20 protein-coding genes are annotated in these 18,945 nt (G+C 57.5%); 9 read left to right on the top strand and 11 right to left on the bottom strand.

The genetic code is table 11. From position 1 onward, the window contains the following. Positions 1 to 27: 27 nt before the first annotated feature. The 10 genes from hydN to hycA form a co-directional block, all read right to left on the bottom strand. Positions 28 to 573, bottom strand: coding sequence for an electron transport protein HydN (gene hydN, locus FHW74_RS02865; RefSeq protein WP_183169057.1), 546 nt, complete (start codon positions 571 to 573; stop codon positions 28 to 30). Positions 574 to 736: 163 nt separating this feature from the next. After that, complete coding sequence (hycI, locus tag FHW74_RS02860) at positions 737 to 1,192, bottom strand: hydrogenase maturation peptidase HycI (RefSeq protein ID WP_183169056.1); 456 nt, start codon at positions 1,190 to 1,192, stop codon at positions 737 to 739. Then, on the bottom strand, positions 1,185 to 1,595 hold the full coding sequence (locus tag FHW74_RS02855; protein ID WP_183169433.1) for a formate hydrogenlyase maturation HycH family protein: 411 nt from the start codon (positions 1,593 to 1,595) through the stop codon (positions 1,185 to 1,187). The genes hycI and FHW74_RS02855 overlap by 8 nt, the downstream gene beginning before the upstream one ends. Continuing rightward, positions 1,595 to 2,359 (bottom strand): NADH-quinone oxidoreductase subunit B family protein, encoded by a 765-nt coding sequence (locus tag FHW74_RS02850; RefSeq protein WP_183169055.1) that lies wholly within the window; start codon positions 2,357 to 2,359, stop codon positions 1,595 to 1,597. Before FHW74_RS02850 ends, FHW74_RS02855 begins: the two co-directional genes overlap by 1 nt. Beyond that, positions 2,359 to 2,901: a formate hydrogenlyase complex iron-sulfur subunit gene (locus FHW74_RS02845; protein ID WP_183169054.1), complete on the bottom strand. Its 543-nt coding sequence runs from the start codon at positions 2,899 to 2,901 to the stop codon at positions 2,359 to 2,361. Before FHW74_RS02845 ends, FHW74_RS02850 begins: the two co-directional genes overlap by 1 nt. 12 nt (positions 2,902 to 2,913) lie before the next feature. Next, complete coding sequence (locus FHW74_RS02840; protein WP_183169432.1) at positions 2,914 to 4,623, bottom strand: NADH-quinone oxidoreductase subunit C; 1,710 nt, start codon at positions 4,621 to 4,623, stop codon at positions 2,914 to 2,916. A 14-nt stretch (positions 4,624 to 4,637) separates the two neighbouring features. Further along, a complete protein-coding gene (locus FHW74_RS02835) occupies positions 4,638 to 5,564 on the bottom strand; it encodes a respiratory chain complex I subunit 1 family protein (RefSeq protein WP_183169053.1) in 927 nt (308 codons plus the stop codon). A 1-nt stretch (position 5,565) separates the two neighbouring features. Further along, positions 5,566 to 7,392 carry a formate hydrogenlyase subunit 3 gene (gene hycC, locus FHW74_RS02830; RefSeq protein ID WP_183169052.1) on the bottom strand — a complete coding sequence of 609 codons (1,827 nt, stop codon included), beginning with the start codon at positions 7,390 to 7,392 and terminating at the stop codon, positions 5,566 to 5,568. Beyond that, the gene (locus FHW74_RS02825) at positions 7,389 to 7,997 is read right to left on the bottom strand and encodes a 4Fe-4S dicluster domain-containing protein (RefSeq protein WP_183169051.1); all 609 of its coding nucleotides are present in this window, start codon (positions 7,995 to 7,997) and stop codon (positions 7,389 to 7,391) included. Before FHW74_RS02825 ends, hycC begins: the two co-directional genes overlap by 4 nt. A 77-nt stretch (positions 7,998 to 8,074) precedes the next feature. Beyond that, positions 8,075 to 8,542 (bottom strand): formate hydrogenlyase regulator HycA, encoded by a 468-nt coding sequence (gene hycA, locus FHW74_RS02820; protein WP_183169050.1) that lies wholly within the window; start codon positions 8,540 to 8,542, stop codon positions 8,075 to 8,077. Positions 8,543 to 8,765: 223 nt separating this feature from the next. On the opposite strand from hycA, the gene hypA reads away from it, so the two are divergent. The 6 genes from hypA (at position 8,766) to flhA (ending at position 14,548) form a co-directional block, all read left to right on the top strand. Continuing rightward, positions 8,766 to 9,116, top strand: coding sequence for a hydrogenase maturation nickel metallochaperone HypA (hypA, locus tag FHW74_RS02815; protein WP_183169049.1), 351 nt, complete (start codon positions 8,766 to 8,768; stop codon positions 9,114 to 9,116). A gap of 3 nt (positions 9,117 to 9,119) precedes the next feature. Next, positions 9,120 to 9,992 carry a hydrogenase nickel incorporation protein HypB gene (hypB, locus tag FHW74_RS02810; RefSeq protein ID WP_183169048.1) on the top strand — a complete coding sequence of 291 codons (873 nt, stop codon included), beginning with the start codon at positions 9,120 to 9,122 and terminating at the stop codon, positions 9,990 to 9,992. Beyond that, entirely contained in the window at positions 9,983 to 10,261 is a 279-nt protein-coding gene (locus FHW74_RS02805) for a HypC/HybG/HupF family hydrogenase formation chaperone (RefSeq protein WP_183169047.1), read from the top strand. Before hypB ends, FHW74_RS02805 begins: the two co-directional genes overlap by 10 nt. Further along, positions 10,261 to 11,382 carry a hydrogenase formation protein HypD gene (gene hypD / locus FHW74_RS02800; RefSeq protein WP_183169046.1) on the top strand — a complete coding sequence of 374 codons (1,122 nt, stop codon included), beginning with the start codon at positions 10,261 to 10,263 and terminating at the stop codon, positions 11,380 to 11,382. The genes FHW74_RS02805 and hypD overlap by 1 nt, the downstream gene beginning before the upstream one ends. Beyond that, entirely contained in the window at positions 11,379 to 12,389 is a 1,011-nt protein-coding gene (gene hypE / locus FHW74_RS02795) for a hydrogenase expression/formation protein HypE (RefSeq protein ID WP_183169045.1), read from the top strand. The genes hypD and hypE overlap by 4 nt, the downstream gene beginning before the upstream one ends. A 74-nt stretch (positions 12,390 to 12,463) precedes the next feature. After that, entirely contained in the window at positions 12,464 to 14,548 is a 2,085-nt protein-coding gene (gene flhA, locus FHW74_RS02790) for a formate hydrogenlyase transcriptional activator FlhA (protein WP_183169044.1), read from the top strand. A gap of 75 nt (positions 14,549 to 14,623) precedes the next feature. On the opposite strand, the gene FHW74_RS02785 is transcribed toward flhA, so the two are convergent. After that, on the bottom strand, positions 14,624 to 15,586 hold the full coding sequence (locus tag FHW74_RS02785; protein WP_183169043.1) for a LacI family DNA-binding transcriptional regulator: 963 nt from the start codon (positions 15,584 to 15,586) through the stop codon (positions 14,624 to 14,626). A gap of 291 nt (positions 15,587 to 15,877) precedes the next feature. Between FHW74_RS02785 and FHW74_RS02780 the strand changes: the two genes are divergently transcribed. From FHW74_RS02780 to FHW74_RS02770, 3 genes are read left to right on the top strand one after another with little or no spacing between them, the layout of a single operon-like run. Next, entirely contained in the window at positions 15,878 to 16,192 is a 315-nt protein-coding gene (locus tag FHW74_RS02780) for a PTS sugar transporter subunit IIB (RefSeq protein WP_183169042.1), read from the top strand. A 13-nt stretch (positions 16,193 to 16,205) separates the two neighbouring features. After that, positions 16,206 to 17,534, top strand: coding sequence for a PTS sugar transporter subunit IIC (locus tag FHW74_RS02775; RefSeq protein WP_183169041.1), 1,329 nt, complete (start codon positions 16,206 to 16,208; stop codon positions 17,532 to 17,534). A 17-nt stretch (positions 17,535 to 17,551) separates the two neighbouring features. Beyond that, positions 17,552 to 18,943: a glycoside hydrolase family 1 protein gene (locus FHW74_RS02770; RefSeq protein WP_183169040.1), complete on the top strand. Its 1,392-nt coding sequence runs from the start codon at positions 17,552 to 17,554 to the stop codon at positions 18,941 to 18,943. The last annotated feature ends 2 nt before the right edge of the window (positions 18,944 to 18,945 follow it).

Genomic DNA, 18,945 nt, shown 5'->3' with positions numbered 1-18,945 from the left:
AAGTTGAAAGAGTGAGGGGGATTGGGGTTAAAACGTCAGGTCCGGCATACTGTCCAGCGCCGCGCGACGGCGTTTTTCCGCGCTGAGTTGTTCCAGCCGATTACGATCGACGCAGAGAATGGCGTTGGTTGGGCAAGCCTCGATGCAGGCCGGGCCTTCCGCACGGTGATGGCAGAGATCGCATTTATTGGCTTGCGCTTTTTCCGCCATCACGTTGAGGCCTGCGCCGCTGTTACGCACCACCGGGCGGACCACCACCTCCATCGCGCCATACGGGCAGGCGACGACGCAGGTTTTACAGCCGATGCAGCGCTCCTGCTGGACATGCATAAACCCCTGGTCCCGGCGAATTGCCCCGTTCGGGCAGACGTTCGCGCAGGGCGCGTCCTCGCACTGCCGACACATTGTCGCGGTAGAGACGTTCACGCCTTTAATTACGTGTACCCGAGGCAGAAAGGTTTTCGCCGTCAGGGCTGAGCAGTCCTGGTCCTGCTGATGAGAAACCACGCAAGCGACTTCGCAAGTGCGGCACCCAATACATTTGCTGGCATCAGCAATGATGAAGCGGTTCATCAATATCTCCGGTTAATAAGTTGCGCTTTCGCCAAGCATTAACCGTGCCAATATTTAAATAATTGAAAATTAAGGGTTTCAGTCGCGAATATAAAAAGGGCGTCACTGTCATTGTCATGTGTGACACTGTCAGTGACGCCCAGGCAAAGCGGGTGATGCGCCGTTAAAGCGCCGCAAAGCCCCCGTTGCCGCGCCAGTCAGCAAGACGCTGATAAACCGTCTCAACCGCCTGTTTCACCGCGTCGGTCATAGGATAATAAAAGCCCACGATATCCGGCTGGATGCCGACGAAAATTACCTCGCCGACATCCGGTTTTAACTGATCCACCAGGTAGTTAAGCGGCATATTGTGGGTGGTCATCATAAACAGCTCGGCGATGTCATCCGGGTCGATAATGCGGATTTCACCGGGATTAAGCCCCATGTCGGTGGCGTCGACAATCAACAACCGCTCAGGCCGCAACTCACGGATCGCCACAATATCGTTTTCCGGCGCGCTGCCGCCGTCAATGACCTGCCACGCCCCAACCGGCGCCGCGTGGCAGCGCTCGGCCAGTAGCGGGCCCGCGCCGTCATCGCCCATCATGCTGTTGCCCACGCACAGTAACACGTCAGTCATATTGCCTCCTCACCATGATGTAAACCGCGCTTTCCTGGTGGATCGCCGCCAGCCAGCCCAGCATCGACTGGGTCCACGCCTGCTGCTGCGCGGTTTGATCGGCCAGCGCGTTGTCAAACGCCCGCGCCAGCATGGCCACATGGCTGTGGTCGATAACAATTTCGCCGTAGCGCGGTACGCCTTCCATTTTGCGCCGCGCTTCGCTGCCTGCCGCCAGAGTGGCGATCCAGGCGCGGTAGTCAATCAGATTGCAGGTCAGGGCCGCCGACAGGCAATCAATCACCCCAAGATGGTGACCAATCGCCAGGCTGTAATAGATCACCTGTTGCGCTTGCGCGGGCGTCGGCTCGCTGCGATCGATGAACTTACGGATTAATACGCTGAACACCACCGACTCGTCCATCACACCCGCTCCTGTTCCACAACGTTGCGCAGGCTGGTGACGATTTCGTTCAGGCGCGGATCGTTTTCCTGCTCCAGCCAGCGCAGCACATGGTCGTCACCCTGCACCAGATGGCGCATATAGTCATTGGCGATTTGGCGTCCATAGCGATAGCCCGCCAGCCGACGGGCGGTACGTTCAATGCGCACCCGCAGCGGTTGCACCATATCGGGATGCAGGATCTGCGCGGGCGCGGCGTCCAGTTCGCCGGGTTCGCGCGCATGGATTTTTTGCTCCAGCAGGCCCAGCGCCATGGCGAACCCATACAGCGTCGAAGCGGGCGTCGGCGGGCAGCCGGGGATATACACGTCCACCGGGACAATCTTGTCGGTGCCGCCCCATACGCAATAGAGATCGTGAAAGATCCCGCCGGTATTGCCGCAGGCGCCGTAAGAAATGCAGATTTTCGGATCGGGCGACGATTCCCAGGCGCGCAGGGCGGGGGAGCGCATGGCGCGGGTGACGGCGCCGGTAAACAGTAAAATATCCGCGTGGCGCGGTGAGGGCACCACTTTGATACCGAAACGCTCCGCATCGAACAGCGGCGACAGGGTGGCGAAAATCTCAATCTCGCACCCGTTGCAGCCGCCGCAATCCACCCGATACACATAGGCTGAGCGTTTGATTTTCTTCAACAGCGCGGTTTTCATGGCGGCAATGGATTCATCTACCGTCATGGGTACCGGAATACCTTGGGCGTCGCGTGGCCCTAAAAGCTGGCTCATTACACCGCCTCCTTCATCTCACGGGTAAAGTCGATTCGCTCAGAAGGGGCCAGGCCCTGCTGGCGTTTGCAGTCCGGACAGGTTTCAAAGCTCTCCCGGTGTTGCTCAGCGCGGCTATCGCCGTTATGCGCTAACAGCGCGATGGCGTAATCAATCTCTTTTTGCACCGCGTAGGGGGTGCCGCACACCTTGCAATGGCAGTAGTCAAAGCGCGCCTGTTGCAGAAAATCCTCTTTGCGCCACACCGCGAGCTCATACTCCCGGGACAGCGCAATGGCTGCCGTCGGGCACACCTCTTCGCAGCGGCCACAGAAAATGCAGCGACCAAGATCGAATTGCCAGGCCAACTGCTGCTTAGCCTGATCGACCCCGACCGTTAAGGCATTTGACGGGCAGGCGTTAACGCAGGCGGCGCAGCCAATGCACTGCTGGGGATTGTGCTGCGGTTTACCGCGGTAATTTTTATCCACATCATACGGTTGCAGTGGCCAGGTTGAGGTCGCCACGCCGCCTTTAAGGGCTTTTGTGATAAAAGTAAACATACTCTCCCCGGACTATTTCAGCGGTGAATTGATGCGCTCGATGCTATAGCGCTCCAGCTCTTTGTACGGCACCACCTGGCTTTTCTTCTTACGCACATCCACCACCGTCATACGGTCGGTGCAGGAGTAGCAAGGGTCGAGGCTGCCGATAATCAGCGGGGCGTCGGACACGGTATTGCCGCGCAGCATATAACGCAGGGTCGGCCAGTTAGCGTAGGTCGCGGCCCGGCAGCGCCAGCGGTAGAGTTTCTGGTTATCGCCGGTCATGCTCCAGTGGATATCGTCGCCGCGCGGCGCTTCGGCAAAGCCCAGCGCAAAGCGGTGCGGAATGTAGGTGAACCCTTCCACCGCCAGCGGGCCGCCCGGTAAATTATCGAGGCCAAAATCAATCATATTCAGCGCGGTGAACACTTCATTGATGCGCACTTTCAGGCGCGACAGCACGTCGCAGCCATCCAGGCTATGGACTTCCATCGGCAGCAGGCCGTAACCGACAAACGGATGGTCGGCGCGGGTATCGCGGGCGTGGCCGCTGGCGCGTACCATCGGGCCGACGTTACTGAAGTCGCGGGCGATTTGCGGGTCGAGGCGGCCAATGCCGACGGTGCGCTGCTCAATATTCGGCGTGCTCAGCAGAATATCCACCAGATCCTGCACGTCCCGGCGCATCTGCTGCGCCAGTTGCCGGGTCTGGATCATGTCATCTTTCAGCAGATCCCGGCGAATACCGCCGATCAGGTTCAGGCCGTAGGTTTTACGCGCGCCGGTAAGGATTTCCGCCATTTTCATCGAGGCTTCGCGCACTTTGAAAAATTGCATAAAGCCGGAATCAAACCCGACGAAGTGGCAGGCGAGCCCCAGGTTAAGCAGATGGCTGTGCAGCCGTTCCACTTCGAGCAAAATGGCGCGGATCATCTGGGCGCGCTCCGGCACCACGATGCCCATCGCATTCTCGACCGAGGTGGTGTAAGCAGTGCTGTGGGCAAAGCCGCAGATGCCGCAGACCCTGTCAGACAGGAACGTGACTTCGTTATAACCCATACGGGTTTCCGCCAGCTTTTCCATACCGCGATGGACGTAGAACAGGCGGTAATCGGCATCAATAATGTTTTCGCCATCCACAAACAGGCGGAAGTGACCCGGCTCGTCAGAGGTCACGTGCAGCGGGCCAATCGGCACCACATTGTTTTTCTTATTCCCCAGTTCGTTGATGAACTCATAGGTTTCACTGTCGGTGGTGGGCGCCGGGCGTTGGCGGTAATCCATACTGTCTTTGCGCAGCGGATAGAGATCGTCCGGCCAGTCATCAGGCAGCACCAGACGGCGCTCATCAGGCAACCCTACCGCAATCAGACCGTACATATCGCGGACTTCGCGCTCACCCCACACGGCGGCGGGCACGCGCGGCGTCACGGACGGGAATTCCGGCCGGTCAGGATCGACTTCCACCCGCACGGTGATCCAACATTTGGTGCCTTGTTCCATCGACAGCACGTAATACACGGCGAAATTGCCGCACAGTTTGCGCTCGTCATTGCCGAACAGCACCGACAGCCAGCCGCCCTGTTGGTAGTAAAGATGCTCAACAACTTCCGGCAAATAATTCAGTTTGACGGTCAGGGTTATCTGGTCACGGGTTTGCCAGGCTTCATCCAGGATGACCCCAGGAAACGCCTGGTGCAGCGCGGCAAGATAGTGTTGACCCACTTTTTCTTCAGACATCATAAATTCTCTTATCACGCCGCCAGCAAGGAGACGAAAGCTAAAAAGGCAAAGCCGAAACCGGCCCAGGTGATGCGGGACGTCTCAACAAACCGCAGACGCGCCATGCTGTTTTCCGCCAGGGCGATCAGCAGTACCGCCGCCACCAGTTTGATTAGCGCGATTAACACGGCCACCAGCAGCCCCGGCCAGGAGAAGGCGCTCATCTGGCCCCAGGGGATGAACACCCCGAGAAACATTTGCAGTACCACCAATTGTTTCAGGCTGATCCCCCACTTGAGCAGCGCAAAACCGCTGCCGCTGTATTCGCTCAGCGGCCCTTCCTGCAATTCCTGCTCCGCTTCGGCCAGATCGAAGGGCAGTTTGCCCATTTCAATAAACGTGGCGAACGCACAGGCCAGCAGCGCCAATCCGAGTGGCAGCGTGGCGCGCACGGGCCAGTGGTATACCGTCAGGGTGATGCTGTTAAGGTGCGTTGCGCCGGCCACCTGCGCCGCCACCCACAGGCCGAGCAGTAAAATTGGCTCGACCAGCACGCCCAGCATCGCCTCGCGGCTTGCGCCGATGCCGGTAAACGGGCTCCCGGTATCCAGCCCGGCAATGGCGAAAAAGAAACGCGCGATGGCGAACAGGTAGATCAGCGTGATCAAATCGCCCAGTTCGGGCAGCGGCGAGTACAGCGTCACTACCGGCAACGCGCTGGCGATGGTCAGCATCACGCCCACCATGACCCACGGCATCAGGCGAAACACCCAGCCAGATGCGGCGGGCGCGACGCTCTGGCGGCTAAGTAATTTCACCAGGTCCCGGTATTCCTGAAAGATGCCGGGGCCGCGGCGGTTATGCAGCCGGGCGCGGGCGGCACCGGTAATACCAGACAGCAGCGGCGCGATAGCGAACAACACCAGCATCTGGATAAGGGGTAAAAGTAGATTGCTCATATCAGGCTCCCTGAGAAATCACGACAACCAGCAGAACCGCCAGCTCGATAAACGCCATCCGGCGAAATAACCGGCCGGTCCCTTCACCCTCCCAGCCGGGAAACAGCGCCACCGGGTTCAGGCGTTTGCGCAGCGCCAGTACCGGGGCGAAAGCCGCTTTCAGCGGGTGCGCGAAGCCGTGGGCGGTAATCACCATTTCCGGCTCGTGCTGATAGCCGCACACCCAGGCTGAACCGCGTGTGCGGTTTGCCAGCCGGTCGCCTTTAAACAGCGCCATCAGCGCCAGCGGAAGCAGCAGGGATGCGATCAGCAACAGGGCGATGGCCGGCTGCGAAACCCCGGTACCCGGCGTCGCCAGCGGCAGCGGAACGGCGTGATTGAGCAGCGGCAGTAACCACGGCGCGCCGATCCCGCCCGCTACGCAGCACAGCGCCAGGGCGGCGACGCTGACTTTCATCAGCAACGGAACGTCACCGGCATCTTGCGCTGCGGCCGTGCGCGGCGCGCCGAGGAACGTGACGCCATAGACTTTGGCCATACACATCACCGCCAACGCCCCGGTGATCGCCAGGCCAACCGCCAGCACAGGACCTAACAGCCGGGCGATAAACTGCGGTTGATTGCCGAGATGGAAGAATGACTGGTAAATCACCCACTCGCCGGCAAAGCCATTGAGCGGCGGCAGCGCGGCCATCGCCATCAGGCCAACCAGCATTGCCACAGAAATCAGCGGCATACGCTTACCGAGGCCGCCAAGCTTCTCAATATCACGCTGCCCGGTGCTGAACCACACCGCGCCGGCGCCGAGAAACAGGGTGGTTTTAAACAGGCTATGGTTAAACAGATGGTACAGGCCGCCAGTCAGGCCGAGCGCCACCAGCAGCGGCGTTTGCAGGCTGATGCCGATAAGCCCGACGCCAAGGCCCAGCAGGATGATGCCGATATTTTCCAGCGAGTGGTAAGCCAGCAGACGGTTGATGTTGTGCTCCATCAGCGCGTACAGCCCGCCGACAAACGCGGTGATCGCGCCCAGCAGCGCCACCACCACGCCGCACCACAGCGGCAGCACGTCGAGCAGCGAGAAAACCAGCACACCGTAAACGCCGACTTTCAGCACCACGGCGGAAAACAGCGCCGCCGCCGGACCGCTGGCCTGGGCATGGGCTGAGGGTACCCAGCCGTGCAGGGGAATAATGCCCGCCAGCAAACCGAATCCGATGATACCCGCCACCCAGATAGTGAGGCTCAGCGGCTGGCTGTCCATCATTTGCGACAGCCGGGTGATATCCAGGGTGCCGTACTGCTTCCACAGCAGCGCGCAAGCGACAACCAGCAGCAGCGTTCCGAGCCGGCCCAGCGCGAACCACAATTTGCCGGACTGGGCGCAGCCGGTCAGGAACATCGCGCACAGCGCCATAATCTCGGTCATTAATACCAACATGCCAAGGTTGGCGCTCACCACCGCCATCAGCGCCGCCGCCAGCAGCACATTCATTAACCCGCCACTGGCTTTAACCGGGCGGTGACGATGCTGCGGGATCGCAAACAAACAAATAAAGAGACCGGGCACGCCAAGCGTAAGCAGCCAAACGGCGTTGAGCGCCGAGAGCTGGGCCGGAAAATGGAGGGGCGCAACGCTAAACCGCAACACGGAACCGTCGCCGGTTAATGCCAGCGCACCTGCCAGGGCTGCCAGCCCACAGCCTAACGCGCCGCCAAGACCGGCGATAACCGCGCTAAGCGGCTTATGGAAAACCAGCAATGCCGCCATCAGGGCGCTGCCGCTAAAGGCCCATAGCGCACCGTTAATCAAATCAGAGTAAGTCATTGTTCTCCCTCGCCACGCGCGCTAAACAGCGACAGATCGCCGTAGTCAAGATTGATGGTCAGCGCACGTTTACGCTTGCTGGCCTGGGCGATATCCTGGTTATTCACCACGCGCAGGGCATGGGTCGGGCAGGTGCGCACGCAGGCGGGCCCTTGCTCATCAAAGCTGCATAAATCGCATTTCACCGCGATAGCGCGCACGCCGGGCACCCAGTCCAGAAAGGAACTGACCCGGGGGGCGGCGGGAGGCGCGGCGGGGGCTTTGGGGCTGTTGGCATTGGCAGGGATATCCAGCGGGCGGCTGCCGGAAAATTCAATGGCGCCAAACGGGCAGGCAATCCCGCATAACTTGCAACTGACACACAGGCTTTCATTCAACTGAACTGCGCCGTTGTCGCGCACAATAGCGTTGACCGGGCACACCTGGGCGCAGGGCGCATCTTCACAGTGGTGGCACAATTGCGGCGCGGATTCTTTCGCGCTGCGCATCACTTTCAGACGCGGCATGGACTGCAGGCCGTGTTGACGGTGTACCTCAGAGCAGGCGGCTTCACAGGTGCGGCAGCCAATGCAGATTTTGGCATCAGCGATTACAAAACGATTCACCAGGCTTCCTCGGGTGATTGTCATTTTTGACGAAATGATGTCGAAAGTGTCATTTTTGACTTTTTTGACATCGCTATTCAGGCCAGCGCCACGCCAGCAAATTCCGGGGTGATATCGGCGATTTCCAGCGGGCGATCTTTTTCAATCGCCTCGTACAGGCAGTCGTAGACTTTGCCGATTTTGGCCAGGTAGTGTTCCAGTACCGCGCTGCGATCCTGATTACCGATCCGCCCATCCAGCAGCCCGTTATGGTCGAGCTCCGCCGAGGCGATAAGTGCGCTCTCTTTGCCGTCGCGGGTTTCAAGGACGTAATTGATGGTATGGCAGTTAAAGTCAGGGGCCTGGACGATGCGGATAATGAAGTGATCGAACAAATAAAAGCGCAAACCTTCTTCTGGTTCGCAACTGATAGCGTGATGAAGTTTGTATTTGGACAAGGTAATGGCCTGGACCAGAGTATTACAATAGGTGTGCCACTGGGACTGTAAGCGACGATGGCGGTCGGCGATAAATTGCGCTTTAACGCTGAGCTCTGAAATAGTCATGGTAAGTCACTCTGTTAATAAGACTTCCGTCTAAAGCACAGAGCGTGCCAGTTTTACAATCCCTTGATATATAATGACTTTATCTTGAATTGACCTGCGAGGCCTGCGGAATTGACATGTCATTTTGGCAATTTAGACAAGAGTGTGACATATCTCCCTGCTGCTGTGTAATTCCTGGCATGAACTTTGCTTAACGTCATGCTTATTGTCCACAGGAGGCGCTATGCATGAACTGACGCTTTGCCAGCGGGCCCTGGAATTAATTGAACAGCAGGCCGTCCGGCACAACGCCCGTAAAGTCACGGCGGTGTGGTTAAAAATCGGCGCGTTTTCGTGTGTAGAGCAAAGCGCGCTGGAGTTTTGTTTTGATCTGGTTTGCCGGGATACCCTGGCAGCAGGCTGCGAACTGCATATTGAACAGCAGGAGGCGGAGTGCTGGTGCCCGACGTGCCGGCAGTACATTACGCTGCTCTCCTCCCGGGTGCGCCAGTGCCCGCACTGCGGTTGCAACCAACTTAACATTGTGGCCGATGAAGGCCTGCAGATTAAACGCATGGAAATCGCTCAGGAGTAAATTATGTGTACTACCTGTGGTTGCGGCGAAGGCAACCTCTATATTGAAGGTGACGAGCGCAACCCGCACTCCGCCTTTCGCAGCGCGCCTTTCGCGCCGGCTGCGCGTCCTGCTATGCATATCAACGCCATCTGTACTCAGGATTTCAGCCCCGCCGAAAGCGGCCAGGGCGACCTGCACTACGGCCACGGCGAAGCCGGCACCCACGCGCCGGGCATGAGCCAGCGGCGGATGCTGGAGATCGAAATCGATGTGCTGGATAAAAACAACCAACTGGCGGCCCGCAACCGCGCCCGGTTCGCCGCCCGCGAGCAACTGGTACTCAATCTGGTGTCCAGTCCCGGCTCGGGTAAAACCACCTTACTCACTGAAACTCTGAAACGCCTGCACGGATCGGTGCCTTGCGCCGTTATCGAAGGCGACCAGCAGACGGTGAACGACGCCGAGCGAATCCGCGCCACCGGCACCCCGGCGATCCAGGTGAATACCGGCAAAGGCTGCCATCTGGATGCGCAAATGATCCACGATGCCATGCAGCGCCTGCCGCTGGATGACCGGGGCATCCTGTTTATCGAAAACGTCGGTAATCTGGTGTGTCCGGCCAGCTTTGATCTGGGCGAGCGCCATAAAGTGGCGGTGCTGTCGGTCACCGAAGGGGAGGACAAACCGCTTAAATATCCGCATATGTTTGCTGCCGCCTCGCTGATGCTGCTGAATAAAGTCGACTTGCTGCCGTATCTCACCTTCGATCTGGATGCCTGTCTCGCCAGCGCCCGGGCGGTAAACCCGAACATTGAGATCATGCTGGTTTCCGCCACGACGGGCGAGGGGATGGAAGCCTGGCTCGCCTGGCTGGAGGCGCAACGATGTGCATAGGCATTCCTGGCCAGATATGCGACATCGGCCCGGGCACTCGCGCGCAGATTGAGGTGAGCGGTGCCAGACGCGACATCGACTTATCTCTGGTGGGGACCCATGATGAGCACGGCAACTCCCGTGTCGGCCAGTGGGTGCTGGTCCACGTCGGCTTTGCCATGAGCGTGATCGACGAACACGAAGCCCGGGAAACCCTGGAAGCGCTGCACAATATGTATGACGTGGAGCCCGATGTGGGCGTGTTGTTGTTTCCGGAGGAGCACCGCTGATGCGTTATGTCGACGAGTACCGCGACCCCGAGCGGGTCATGGCGCTGATTGAGGTATTAAAATCCCGCGCGCCGCTGCTGGCGAATGACGCGCAGCGCCCGCTGCGGATCATGGAAGTGTGCGGCGGCCATACTCATGCCATCTTTAAATTCGGCCTGGATCAACTGTTGCCGGACAATATCGAATTTATCCACGGCCCCGGCTGCCCGGTGTGCGTCCTGCCGATGGGGCGGATTGACAGCTGTCTGGAAATTGCCAGCCATCCGGAGGTGATCTTCTGCACCTTTGGCGATGCGATGCGCGTGCCGGGTAAAAACGGTTCGCTGATGGATGCCAAAGCGCGCGGCGCGGATGTGCGGATTATCTATTCGCCGCTGGATGCCTTAACGCTTGCCGAAGAGAATCCGCAGCGCAGCGTGGTGTTTTTCGGGCTCGGTTTTGAAACCACCATGCCCACTACCGCTATCACCCTGCAACAGGCGAAGCGGCGCAACCTGCAAAACTTCTTTTTCTTTTGCCAGCATATCACCCTGATCCCCACGCTGCGCAGCCTGCTGGAACAGCCGGACAACGGCATTGATTCGTTTCTTGCGCCGGGGCATGTCAGCATGGTGATTGGCACCGCGGCCTACGATTTTATCGCCGATGAGTTCCAGCGCCCGCTGGTGGTGGCCGGGTTTGAACCCATCGATCTGTTGCAGGGCGTGCTGATGCTGGTGGAGCAAAAAATCGCCGGAAACAGCCAGGTGGAAAACCAGTACAAGCGCGTGGTGCCGGATGCCGGCAGCCTGGCGGCGCAGCAGGCGATTAATGAGGTGTTTTGCGTGCAGGGCGACAGCGAATGGCGCGGGCTGGGGGTGATTGAAGACTCCGGCGTGCGCCTTACCGCCGGCTATGCCCGGTTCGACGCCGAACGGCACTTTAATCTTAAACCGCAGCAGGTTTACGACGATCCACGCGCCCGCTGCGGCGATGTGCTGACCGGGCGCTGCAAGCCCGCACAGTGCCCGCTGTTCGGCGAACACTGCAACCCGCAAAACGCCTTTGGCGCGCTGATGGTCTCATCCGAAGGCGCCTGCGCCGCCTGGTATCAATACCGTTCCACGGAGTGTGAAGTATGAAGAGCATTACCCTTGCCCATGGCAACGGCGGCCAGGCGATGCAACAGTTGATCAACCAGCTGTTTATGAAGGCATTTGCTAACCCTTTACTCAGCATTCAGGAAGATCAGGCGCGTATTCCTCTGGCGGAACTCACCGCCCACGGCGACCGGCTGGCGTTTTCCACCGACAGTTACGTTATCGATCCGCTGTTCTTCCCGGGGGGCAATATCGGCAAACTGGCGGTGTGCGGCACGGCGAACGATATTGCAGTGAGCGGCGCGATCCCGCGTTGGCTCTCGTGCGGTTTTATCCTTGAAGAAGGGTTGTCGATGGAGGTGCTGGAACAGGTGGTCAACAGCATGGCGGCCACCGCTCATGCGCAGGGCATGACTATCGTCACCGGCGATACCAAAGTGGTGCCGCGCGGCGCGGCGGATAAATTATTTATCAATACGGCGGGTATCGGCGCGATCCCGCAGGACATCCACTGGGCGGCGCAATCTATTCAGGCCGGAGATGTGCTGATCGTCACCGGCACCTTAGGGGATCACGGCGCAACCATTCTCAATTTGCGTGAGCAACTGGGTATCGACGGCGCGCTGGAAAGCGACTGCGCGGTGCTGACGCCGCTGATTCAGGCCATTCGTCATCTGCCAGGAATAAAAGCGATGCGTGACGCCACGCGCGGCGGCGTGAATGCCGTGGCGCATGAGTTCGCCGCCAGCAGCGGTTGCGGCATTGAGCTCAACGAGCGCGATCTGCCGGTTAAACCGGCGGTGCGGGGGTTGTGCGAGCTGCTGGGGCTGGAAGCGGTGAATTTCGCCAACGAAGGCAAACTGGTGATCGCCGTTGAACGCGACGCCGCTCCGGCGATTATCGAGGCGCTGCGCCAGCATCCGCTGGGACGTGATGCCGCATTGATTGGCGAGGTGGTGGCGCGTAAAGGGGTAAGGTTAACCGGTCTGTATGGCGTTAAGCGCACACTTGAGTTGCCGTTTTCGGAACCGCTGCCGCGTATTTGTTAACATCACTGGTCTGGCGTAGCGAGGCGGTACCGCCTCCAAGGCCTGATGTTTGTTTTGATTTCTGGATAAGCTAAATGTCGTATACCCCAATGGGCGATGTCGCCGAACAAGGTTTGTTCGATATTGCCCGCACGTTATTACAACAGCCCGATATGTGCGCGCTGGTTAACGCGGTGCGTCTGCATATTAATCAAACAGGACTTGCGGAGCAGGTCAATATTTTGCTGTGCCATCCGCATCAGCCACGGGTCTGTTTTTACAGCGTAAACGGGCAGGGAGAAGGGATTCGTTACGAAGATGAAACTATGCTGGCTAATGGCCCGATCCGTCGGGTGCTGTCGCGGCCTGAGGCATTACACTGCCGCTACCCTGAGTTCACTGAAACCTGGCCGCAGCTTGCGACACTTGATCTGTATCCTCCTTTTGGGCACTACACGCTATTGCCGCTGGCGGCGGAAGGGCGAATTTTTGGCGGCTGCGAGTTTATCCGCGACGTCGATCGGCCCTGGAACGAAAAAGAGTACTCACGTCTTCACTCGTTAACCCAGATCATTAGCGTGGTGGCGGAACATATTCAAACGCGCCGGGTGAGCAGCGATAACTACGCGCTGTTGTGCCGTGAAAGGGACGATTTCCGTCTGCTGGTCGCCATCACCAACGCCGTGCTGTCGAAGCTGGATCTGGATGAACTGGTAAGCGAAATTTCTCGCGAAATCCACACTAATTTCAATATCGACTCCATCAGCATTGTGCTGCGCAGCCCGCGCAAGGGGAAACTCAACATCTACTCCACGCATTACGTTGAGAAAAGCGCGCCCATTTCCGCCCAGAGCGAGCTGGATGAAAAAGGCACGCTGTCCGAGCGGGTGTTTAACAGCAAAGAGATGCTGTTATTAAATCTCCATCATCAGGACCAGCATGCCCCTTACGAGCGAATGCTGTTCGACATGTGGGATAACCAGATCCAAACGCTGTGCCTGTTTCCGTTGACCTATGGCGACAAAATGTTGGGGGTGCTGAAACTGGCCCAGTGCGAAGCGCATATCTTTACCGCCGCTAACCTGAAACTTCTGCGCCAGATTGCCGAGCGGATCGCGATAGCTATCGATAACGCGCTGGCCTGGCAGGAGATCAATCGCCTTAAAGAGCGGCTGGTGGATGAGAACCTGGCGCTGGCCGAGCAGATCAATAACGTCAGCGCGGATTTTGGCGAAATCATCGGGCGCAGCGACGCCATGATGACGGTAATGAAGCAGGTCGAGATGGTGGCGCGCAGTAACAGTACGGTGCTGATCCTCGGTGAGACGGGGACGGGTAAGGAGCTGATCGCCCGCGCCATTCACAACCTGAGCAACCGCAATAATCGTCGAATGGTGAAAATGAACTGCGCGGCCATGCCGGCGGGCCTGCTGGAAAGCGATCTGTTCGGCCATGAGCGTGGCGCATTTACCGGCGCCAGCGCCCAGCGCATTGGCCGCTTCGAGCTGGCGGATAACAGCACCCTGTTTCTGGATGAAGTCGGCGATATGCCGCTTGAGCTGCAACCGAAGCTGCTGCGCGTATTGCAGGAGCAAGAGTTTGAACGGCTGGGCAGCAATAAAATTATCCGGACAGACGTCCGGTTGATTGCCGCCACCAACCGTGACTTAAAGCAGATGGTCGCCGATCGCGAGTTTCGCAGCGATCTCTACTATCGCCTGAACGTGTTTCCGATCTTTTTGCCGCCGTTACGTGAAAGGCCGGAGGATATTCCCTTATTGGTGAAGGCCTTCACTTTCAAAATTGCCCGTCGCCTGGGGCGTAATATCGAAAGTATCCCGGCAGACACGCTGCGCATTTTGAGCAAGATGGAGTGGCCGGGCAACGTGCGTGAACTGGAGAACGTCATTGAGCGCGCGGTACTGCTGACGCGCGGCAATGTGCTGCAACTGTCGCTCCCGGAAATGGCCTTTAGCGACCCGACGCAGCGTTTGGTCGATGAGCCTGAAACGGATATCCCCCGCGAAGGGGAAGATGAAATCCAGCGTATCAAACGGGTACTGAAAGAGTGCAACGGGGTGATTGCGGGAGCAAAAGGGGCCGCGCAGCGCCTTGGGGTTAAGCGCACCACACTGCTGGCTCGCATGAAGCGGCTGGGGATCGATAAAGATCTTTGCTGAGGAAGGACTGTTCGGTTAAATAATCGACCCCGGTTGCCAGCCGGGGTTTTTTATTTGCACGGTGACATGACTGTGTTAGCGGCTCGCTTTCCTGCGCACATCCGGAATAAACAGATCGCCGCGCATCAGTTGGGTGCCCAACATATCCTGGGTTTTTTCCGTTAACCAGTTCACGATGCGCACCGCCATGGCTTCGATGGGGTACTCAATGGCAGGAATGACCGGTACGCCAGGCAACTGCAACGACCCGCCAAGACTGAACACCATAATGTCATCCGGTACTGATTTATTGAACGCCTGCAACTGGGGGATAATGTGCTGCGCCTCATGCTCATCCGCCACCATCAGCGCGTTGAAATTGAGCGTGGCGGCGTTATTCAGCAGTTCCTGCAACGCCACGGAAGAGGAGGCCGCTTCCAGAAACACCAGATTGCGGTTAAACGGCAGGAAGTTTTTCTCCAGCGCATGTTTATAGCCCAGCAGCACCTGATCGGCAAAGCCGCTGCCTTGCGGCTGGATCATGGCGATTTGCCGCCGCCCCTGGCTTATCAGGTAATTACAGGCTGTTTCCGCCGCAAAGGCGTGATCGAACTGAATGCTGTTGACGTTTTCCGCTTCCATGCAGTCCACCAGGATCACATTCTCCTGGTCGATATCCAGCGGGAACCGCGCGCCGATAATTAAAATGTCATCACACAGACCGCAGTTCAGCTCTTCCAGCGCGTGCAGGACAGCGCTTTTAGAGTTGGCGAACCGCAGCAGCAGATGCTTTTGATGCTGGCTTAAATGCTTTTCCAGCACGTACAGATAGCTGGTGGTCTGGTTGATATTTTCATGGGCGCAAATCACGCCGATACAGCCGGTTGACTGGCTTAATAACGACTGCGCAATAACATTTGGCCGATAGTTCAGTTCGTCCACGGCTTTTAGCACCGCCAGGCGGCTGGCTTCCTTGACCCCGCGCGAACCACTCAACACCCGTGACACTGTGGCCTTCGACACCCCAGCTAAACGTGATACATCGTTGATTGTTGACATCTTTCTCCCCTGACAGGCGCAAGTGCAGCCTGGAAATCCTGATAAAACCTGTAGCGCAAATAATCACCATCCGCAGTATAGCCGTTTCCGTTTTTGATGGAAACCGATTTTCCATTTGGACGCCAGTGATCGCTTTTACACAGTAAAAATGTGACGCCAGCCCAAAGAAAGTGCTTGTTATTGTGATTATTTTGATAGCAATCACACTTCTGGTTATTTGAAATGGAAACCGGTTTCCGTGTGATGTCCAATCAGTCATGAAATAACTATTAACATATTGAGGTGAACCGGATGTACAGGATTATGTTGTGTTGTTCCGCAGGGATGTCCACCAGTTTGCTGGTGCGCAAAATGGAAGAAGTGGCGCAGGAAAGGGGCCTGGCGGTAGAGATTAACGCCTTTGGCGTTTCCGAATTTGATACGCAGTTTCCAAACTATCAGGTCGTGCTGATTGGGCCGCAGGTTAAATATATGTTAGGTACTCTGTCAGCCAAAGCGGCATCTCACAGCATTCCGGTCCAGCCTATTGATATGATGGATTACGGCATGCAGCGCGGTGACAAAGTTCTCGACTACGCACTGTCGCTGATCGAAGCGGCACATTAATACAGGGGTTCCCATGAGTTCACTCTATCAGTCAATGATTGCAGTCATTGAACAATCCATCACCCCGCTGGCCGGGCGTCTGGGGCAGCAAAAATACGTTATTGCTATCCGCGACGGTTTTACCGCGGCGTTGCCGTTTATGATCATCGGCTCCTTTATGCTGGTGTTTATCTTCCCGCCGTTTTCGGCGGATACCACTAACAGCTTTGCCCGCGGCTGGCTGGATTTTTCCCAGACCTACCGCGAGCAGCTGATGCTGCCGTTCAACCTCAGCATGGGCGTCATGACGTTCTTTATCTCTGTGGGGATTGGCGCCAGCCTCGGGCGGCAATTTAATCTCGACCCGGTGATGTCCGGCCTGCTGGCGTTTATGGCATTCCTGCTGGTGGCGGCACCCTATGCGGATGGCAAAATCTCTACCCAGTATCTGTCAGGGCAGGGGATCTTCACTGCGCTGATCACCGCTATTTACTCCACACGCGTTTACGCCTGGCTGAAGCAGAACAACATCACCATTCGCCTGCCGAAAGAAGTGCCGACCGGCGTGGCGCGTTCGTTCGAGATCTTAATCCCGGTGATTGTGGTGATTGGCACCCTGCATCCGCTGAACCTGTTCGTCGAAGCGCAAACCGGCATGATCATTCCGCAAGCGATTATGCATCTGCTGGAGCCGCTGGTCTCGGCATCCGATTCTTTACCGGCAATCCTGCTGTCGGTGCTGCTGTGCCAAATCTTCTGGTTTGCGGGCATCCACGGTTCGCTTATCGTTACCGGCATTATGAACCCGTTCTGGATGGCTAACCTGTCGGCTAACCAGGCGGCGCTGGCGGCGGGCACCGCATTGCCCCACGTTTACCTGCAAGGCTTCTGGGACCATTACCTGCTGATTGGCGGCGTGGGCTCGACATTACCGCTGGCTTTCCTGCTGCTGCGCAGCCGCGTTGCGCACCTGCGCACTATCGGCAAAATGGGCGTGGTGCCAAGCTTCTTTAACATCAACGAACCGATCCTGTTCGGCGCGCCGATCATCATGAACCCGATGCTGTTTATCCCGTTCGTCTGCGTACCGCTGGTGAACGCCGTGCTGGCCTATACCGCCACTCGTCTGGACTGGCTGCCGCAGGTGGTCTCGCTGACGCCATGGACCACCCCTGCGCCTATCGGCGCCTCATGGGCGGCGAACTGGGCGTTCAGCCCGGTGGTGATGTGCCTGATTTGTATGGTGATGTCGGCGCTGATTTACCTGCCTTTCCTGCGAGCTTATGAGCGTTCGCTGATGAAAAACGAAGAGCAGAAAGCGCAAAGCGCCGCGCCGATGGCTGAACCGGCCAACAGCAACTGATACTGGGAGCGATGACGATGAAATACACCTTTCCTGCGAATTTCTGGTGGGGCAGCGCGAGTTCCGCGCTGCAAACCGAAGGGGAAAGCCTGCGTGAAGGCAAAGGGCAAACCACGTGGGATCACTGGTTCGCCACCCAGCCGTGGCGCTTTCATAACGGCGTGGGTCCGGATGACACCTCGACGTTTTACCGCAACTGGCGTGAAGATATCGCTCTGCTGAAGACGCTGAACCACAACAGCTACCGCACCTCAATTAGCTGGTCGCGTCTGATCCCGGATGGAACCGGCGAGGTGAATCCGCAGGCGGTTGAATTTTATAACCAGGTCATTAATGAGCTGATCGAACAGGGCATTACCCCGTTTATTACCCTGTTTCACTTTGATATGCCGATGGCGATGCAGGAAAAAGGCGGTTGGGAAAGCCGCGAGGTGATTGACGCCTACACCCGCTACGCGCAGATCTGCTTTGACTTGTTTGGCGACCGGGTGCTGCACTGGTTTACCTTCAACGAGCCGATTGTGCCGGTAGAAGGCGGCTATCTGTACGATTTCCACTATCCCAACGTGGTGGATTTCAAACGCGCGGCCACCGTGGCGCTGCATACCGTGCTGGCCCATGCTTCGGCGGTGAAAGCGTATCGCGCAGGCGGCTATGCCGGTGAAATCGGCATCGTGCTGAACTTAACCCCGTCGTACCCGCGCTCGCAAAACCCGGCGGACGTAAAGGCGGCAAATTATGCGGATCTGTTCTTTAACCGCAGCTTTCTCGACCCGGTGTTGCGTGGCGAATACCCTGCCGAGCTGGTGGCGGTGCTGGCCGAGTACGATCAATTGCCGGTTTGCCAGCCGGAAGATAAAGCGCTGATCCGCGAGGGCGTGATTGATTTACTGGGCGTGAACTATTATCAGCCGCGCCGGGTAAAATGCCGCGACAGCGCAATTAATAAAGACGCGCCGTTTATGCCGGAGTGGTTGTTTGATTATTACGAAATGCCCGGCAGGAAAATGAACCCGTATCGCGGTTGGGAAATTTATGAACTCGGTATTTACGATATCCTGACTAATCTGCGTGTTAATTACGGCAACCCGCGCTGTTTTATTTCTGAAAACGGTATGGGCGTCGAAAACGAGCAGCGCTTTATTAGCAATGGGCAAATTAACGATCAATATCGTATTGATTTTGTCGCCGGTCATTTGCAATGGTTGCATAAAGGAATAACCGAGGGCAGCCGTTGCCTGGGCTACCACATGTGGACCTTTATTGATAACTGGTCCTGGTGCAATGCCTATAAAAACCGTTACGGTTTTATTCAGCTCGATCTGGAAACGCAACAGCGGACAATTAAACGCAGCGGGGAATGGTTTGCCGCCGTTTCCGCAAATAATGGTTTTGATAAGGAGTCATAATG

The organism is Atlantibacter sp. RC6, from assembly GCF_014193285.1.
GTDB lineage: Bacteria > Pseudomonadota > Gammaproteobacteria > Enterobacterales > Enterobacteriaceae > Atlantibacter.
This window is presented reverse-complemented; position numbering and strand designations above follow the sequence as displayed.

Coding starts and splice junctions, on each gene's coding strand:
- FHW74_RS02840 (WP_183169432.1), bottom strand. CDS start 4,623: ATGTCTGAAGAAAAAGTGGGTCAACACTATCTTGCCGCGCTGCACCAG.
- FHW74_RS02805 (WP_183169047.1), top strand. CDS start 9,983: ATGTGCATAGGCATTCCTGGCCAGATATGCGACATCGGCCCGGGCACT.
- hypD (WP_183169046.1), top strand. CDS start 10,261: ATGCGTTATGTCGACGAGTACCGCGACCCCGAGCGGGTCATGGCGCTG.
- hycA (WP_183169050.1), bottom strand. CDS start 8,542: ATGACTATTTCAGAGCTCAGCGTTAAAGCGCAATTTATCGCCGACCGC.
- FHW74_RS02835 (WP_183169053.1), bottom strand. CDS start 5,564: ATGAGCAATCTACTTTTACCCCTTATCCAGATGCTGGTGTTGTTCGCT.
- hycC (WP_183169052.1), bottom strand. CDS start 7,392: ATGACTTACTCTGATTTGATTAACGGTGCGCTATGGGCCTTTAGCGGC.
- hypA (WP_183169049.1), top strand. CDS start 8,766: ATGCATGAACTGACGCTTTGCCAGCGGGCCCTGGAATTAATTGAACAG.
- FHW74_RS02770 (WP_183169040.1), top strand. CDS start 17,552: ATGAAATACACCTTTCCTGCGAATTTCTGGTGGGGCAGCGCGAGTTCC.
- hypE (WP_183169045.1), top strand. CDS start 11,379: ATGAAGAGCATTACCCTTGCCCATGGCAACGGCGGCCAGGCGATGCAA.
- hypB (WP_183169048.1), top strand. CDS start 9,120: ATGTGTACTACCTGTGGTTGCGGCGAAGGCAACCTCTATATTGAAGGT.
- FHW74_RS02845 (WP_183169054.1), bottom strand. CDS start 2,901: ATGTTTACTTTTATCACAAAAGCCCTTAAAGGCGGCGTGGCGACCTCA.
- hydN (WP_183169057.1), bottom strand. CDS start 573: ATGAACCGCTTCATCATTGCTGATGCCAGCAAATGTATTGGGTGCCGC.
- flhA (WP_183169044.1), top strand. CDS start 12,464: ATGTCGTATACCCCAATGGGCGATGTCGCCGAACAAGGTTTGTTCGAT.
- FHW74_RS02780 (WP_183169042.1), top strand. CDS start 15,878: ATGTACAGGATTATGTTGTGTTGTTCCGCAGGGATGTCCACCAGTTTG.
- FHW74_RS02850 (WP_183169055.1), bottom strand. CDS start 2,359: ATGAGCCAGCTTTTAGGGCCACGCGACGCCCAAGGTATTCCGGTACCC.
- FHW74_RS02775 (WP_183169041.1), top strand. CDS start 16,206: ATGAGTTCACTCTATCAGTCAATGATTGCAGTCATTGAACAATCCATC.
- FHW74_RS02855 (WP_183169433.1), bottom strand. CDS start 1,595: ATGGACGAGTCGGTGGTGTTCAGCGTATTAATCCGTAAGTTCATCGAT.
- FHW74_RS02785 (WP_183169043.1), bottom strand. CDS start 15,586: ATGTCAACAATCAACGATGTATCACGTTTAGCTGGGGTGTCGAAGGCC.
- hycI (WP_183169056.1), bottom strand. CDS start 1,192: ATGACTGACGTGTTACTGTGCGTGGGCAACAGCATGATGGGCGATGAC.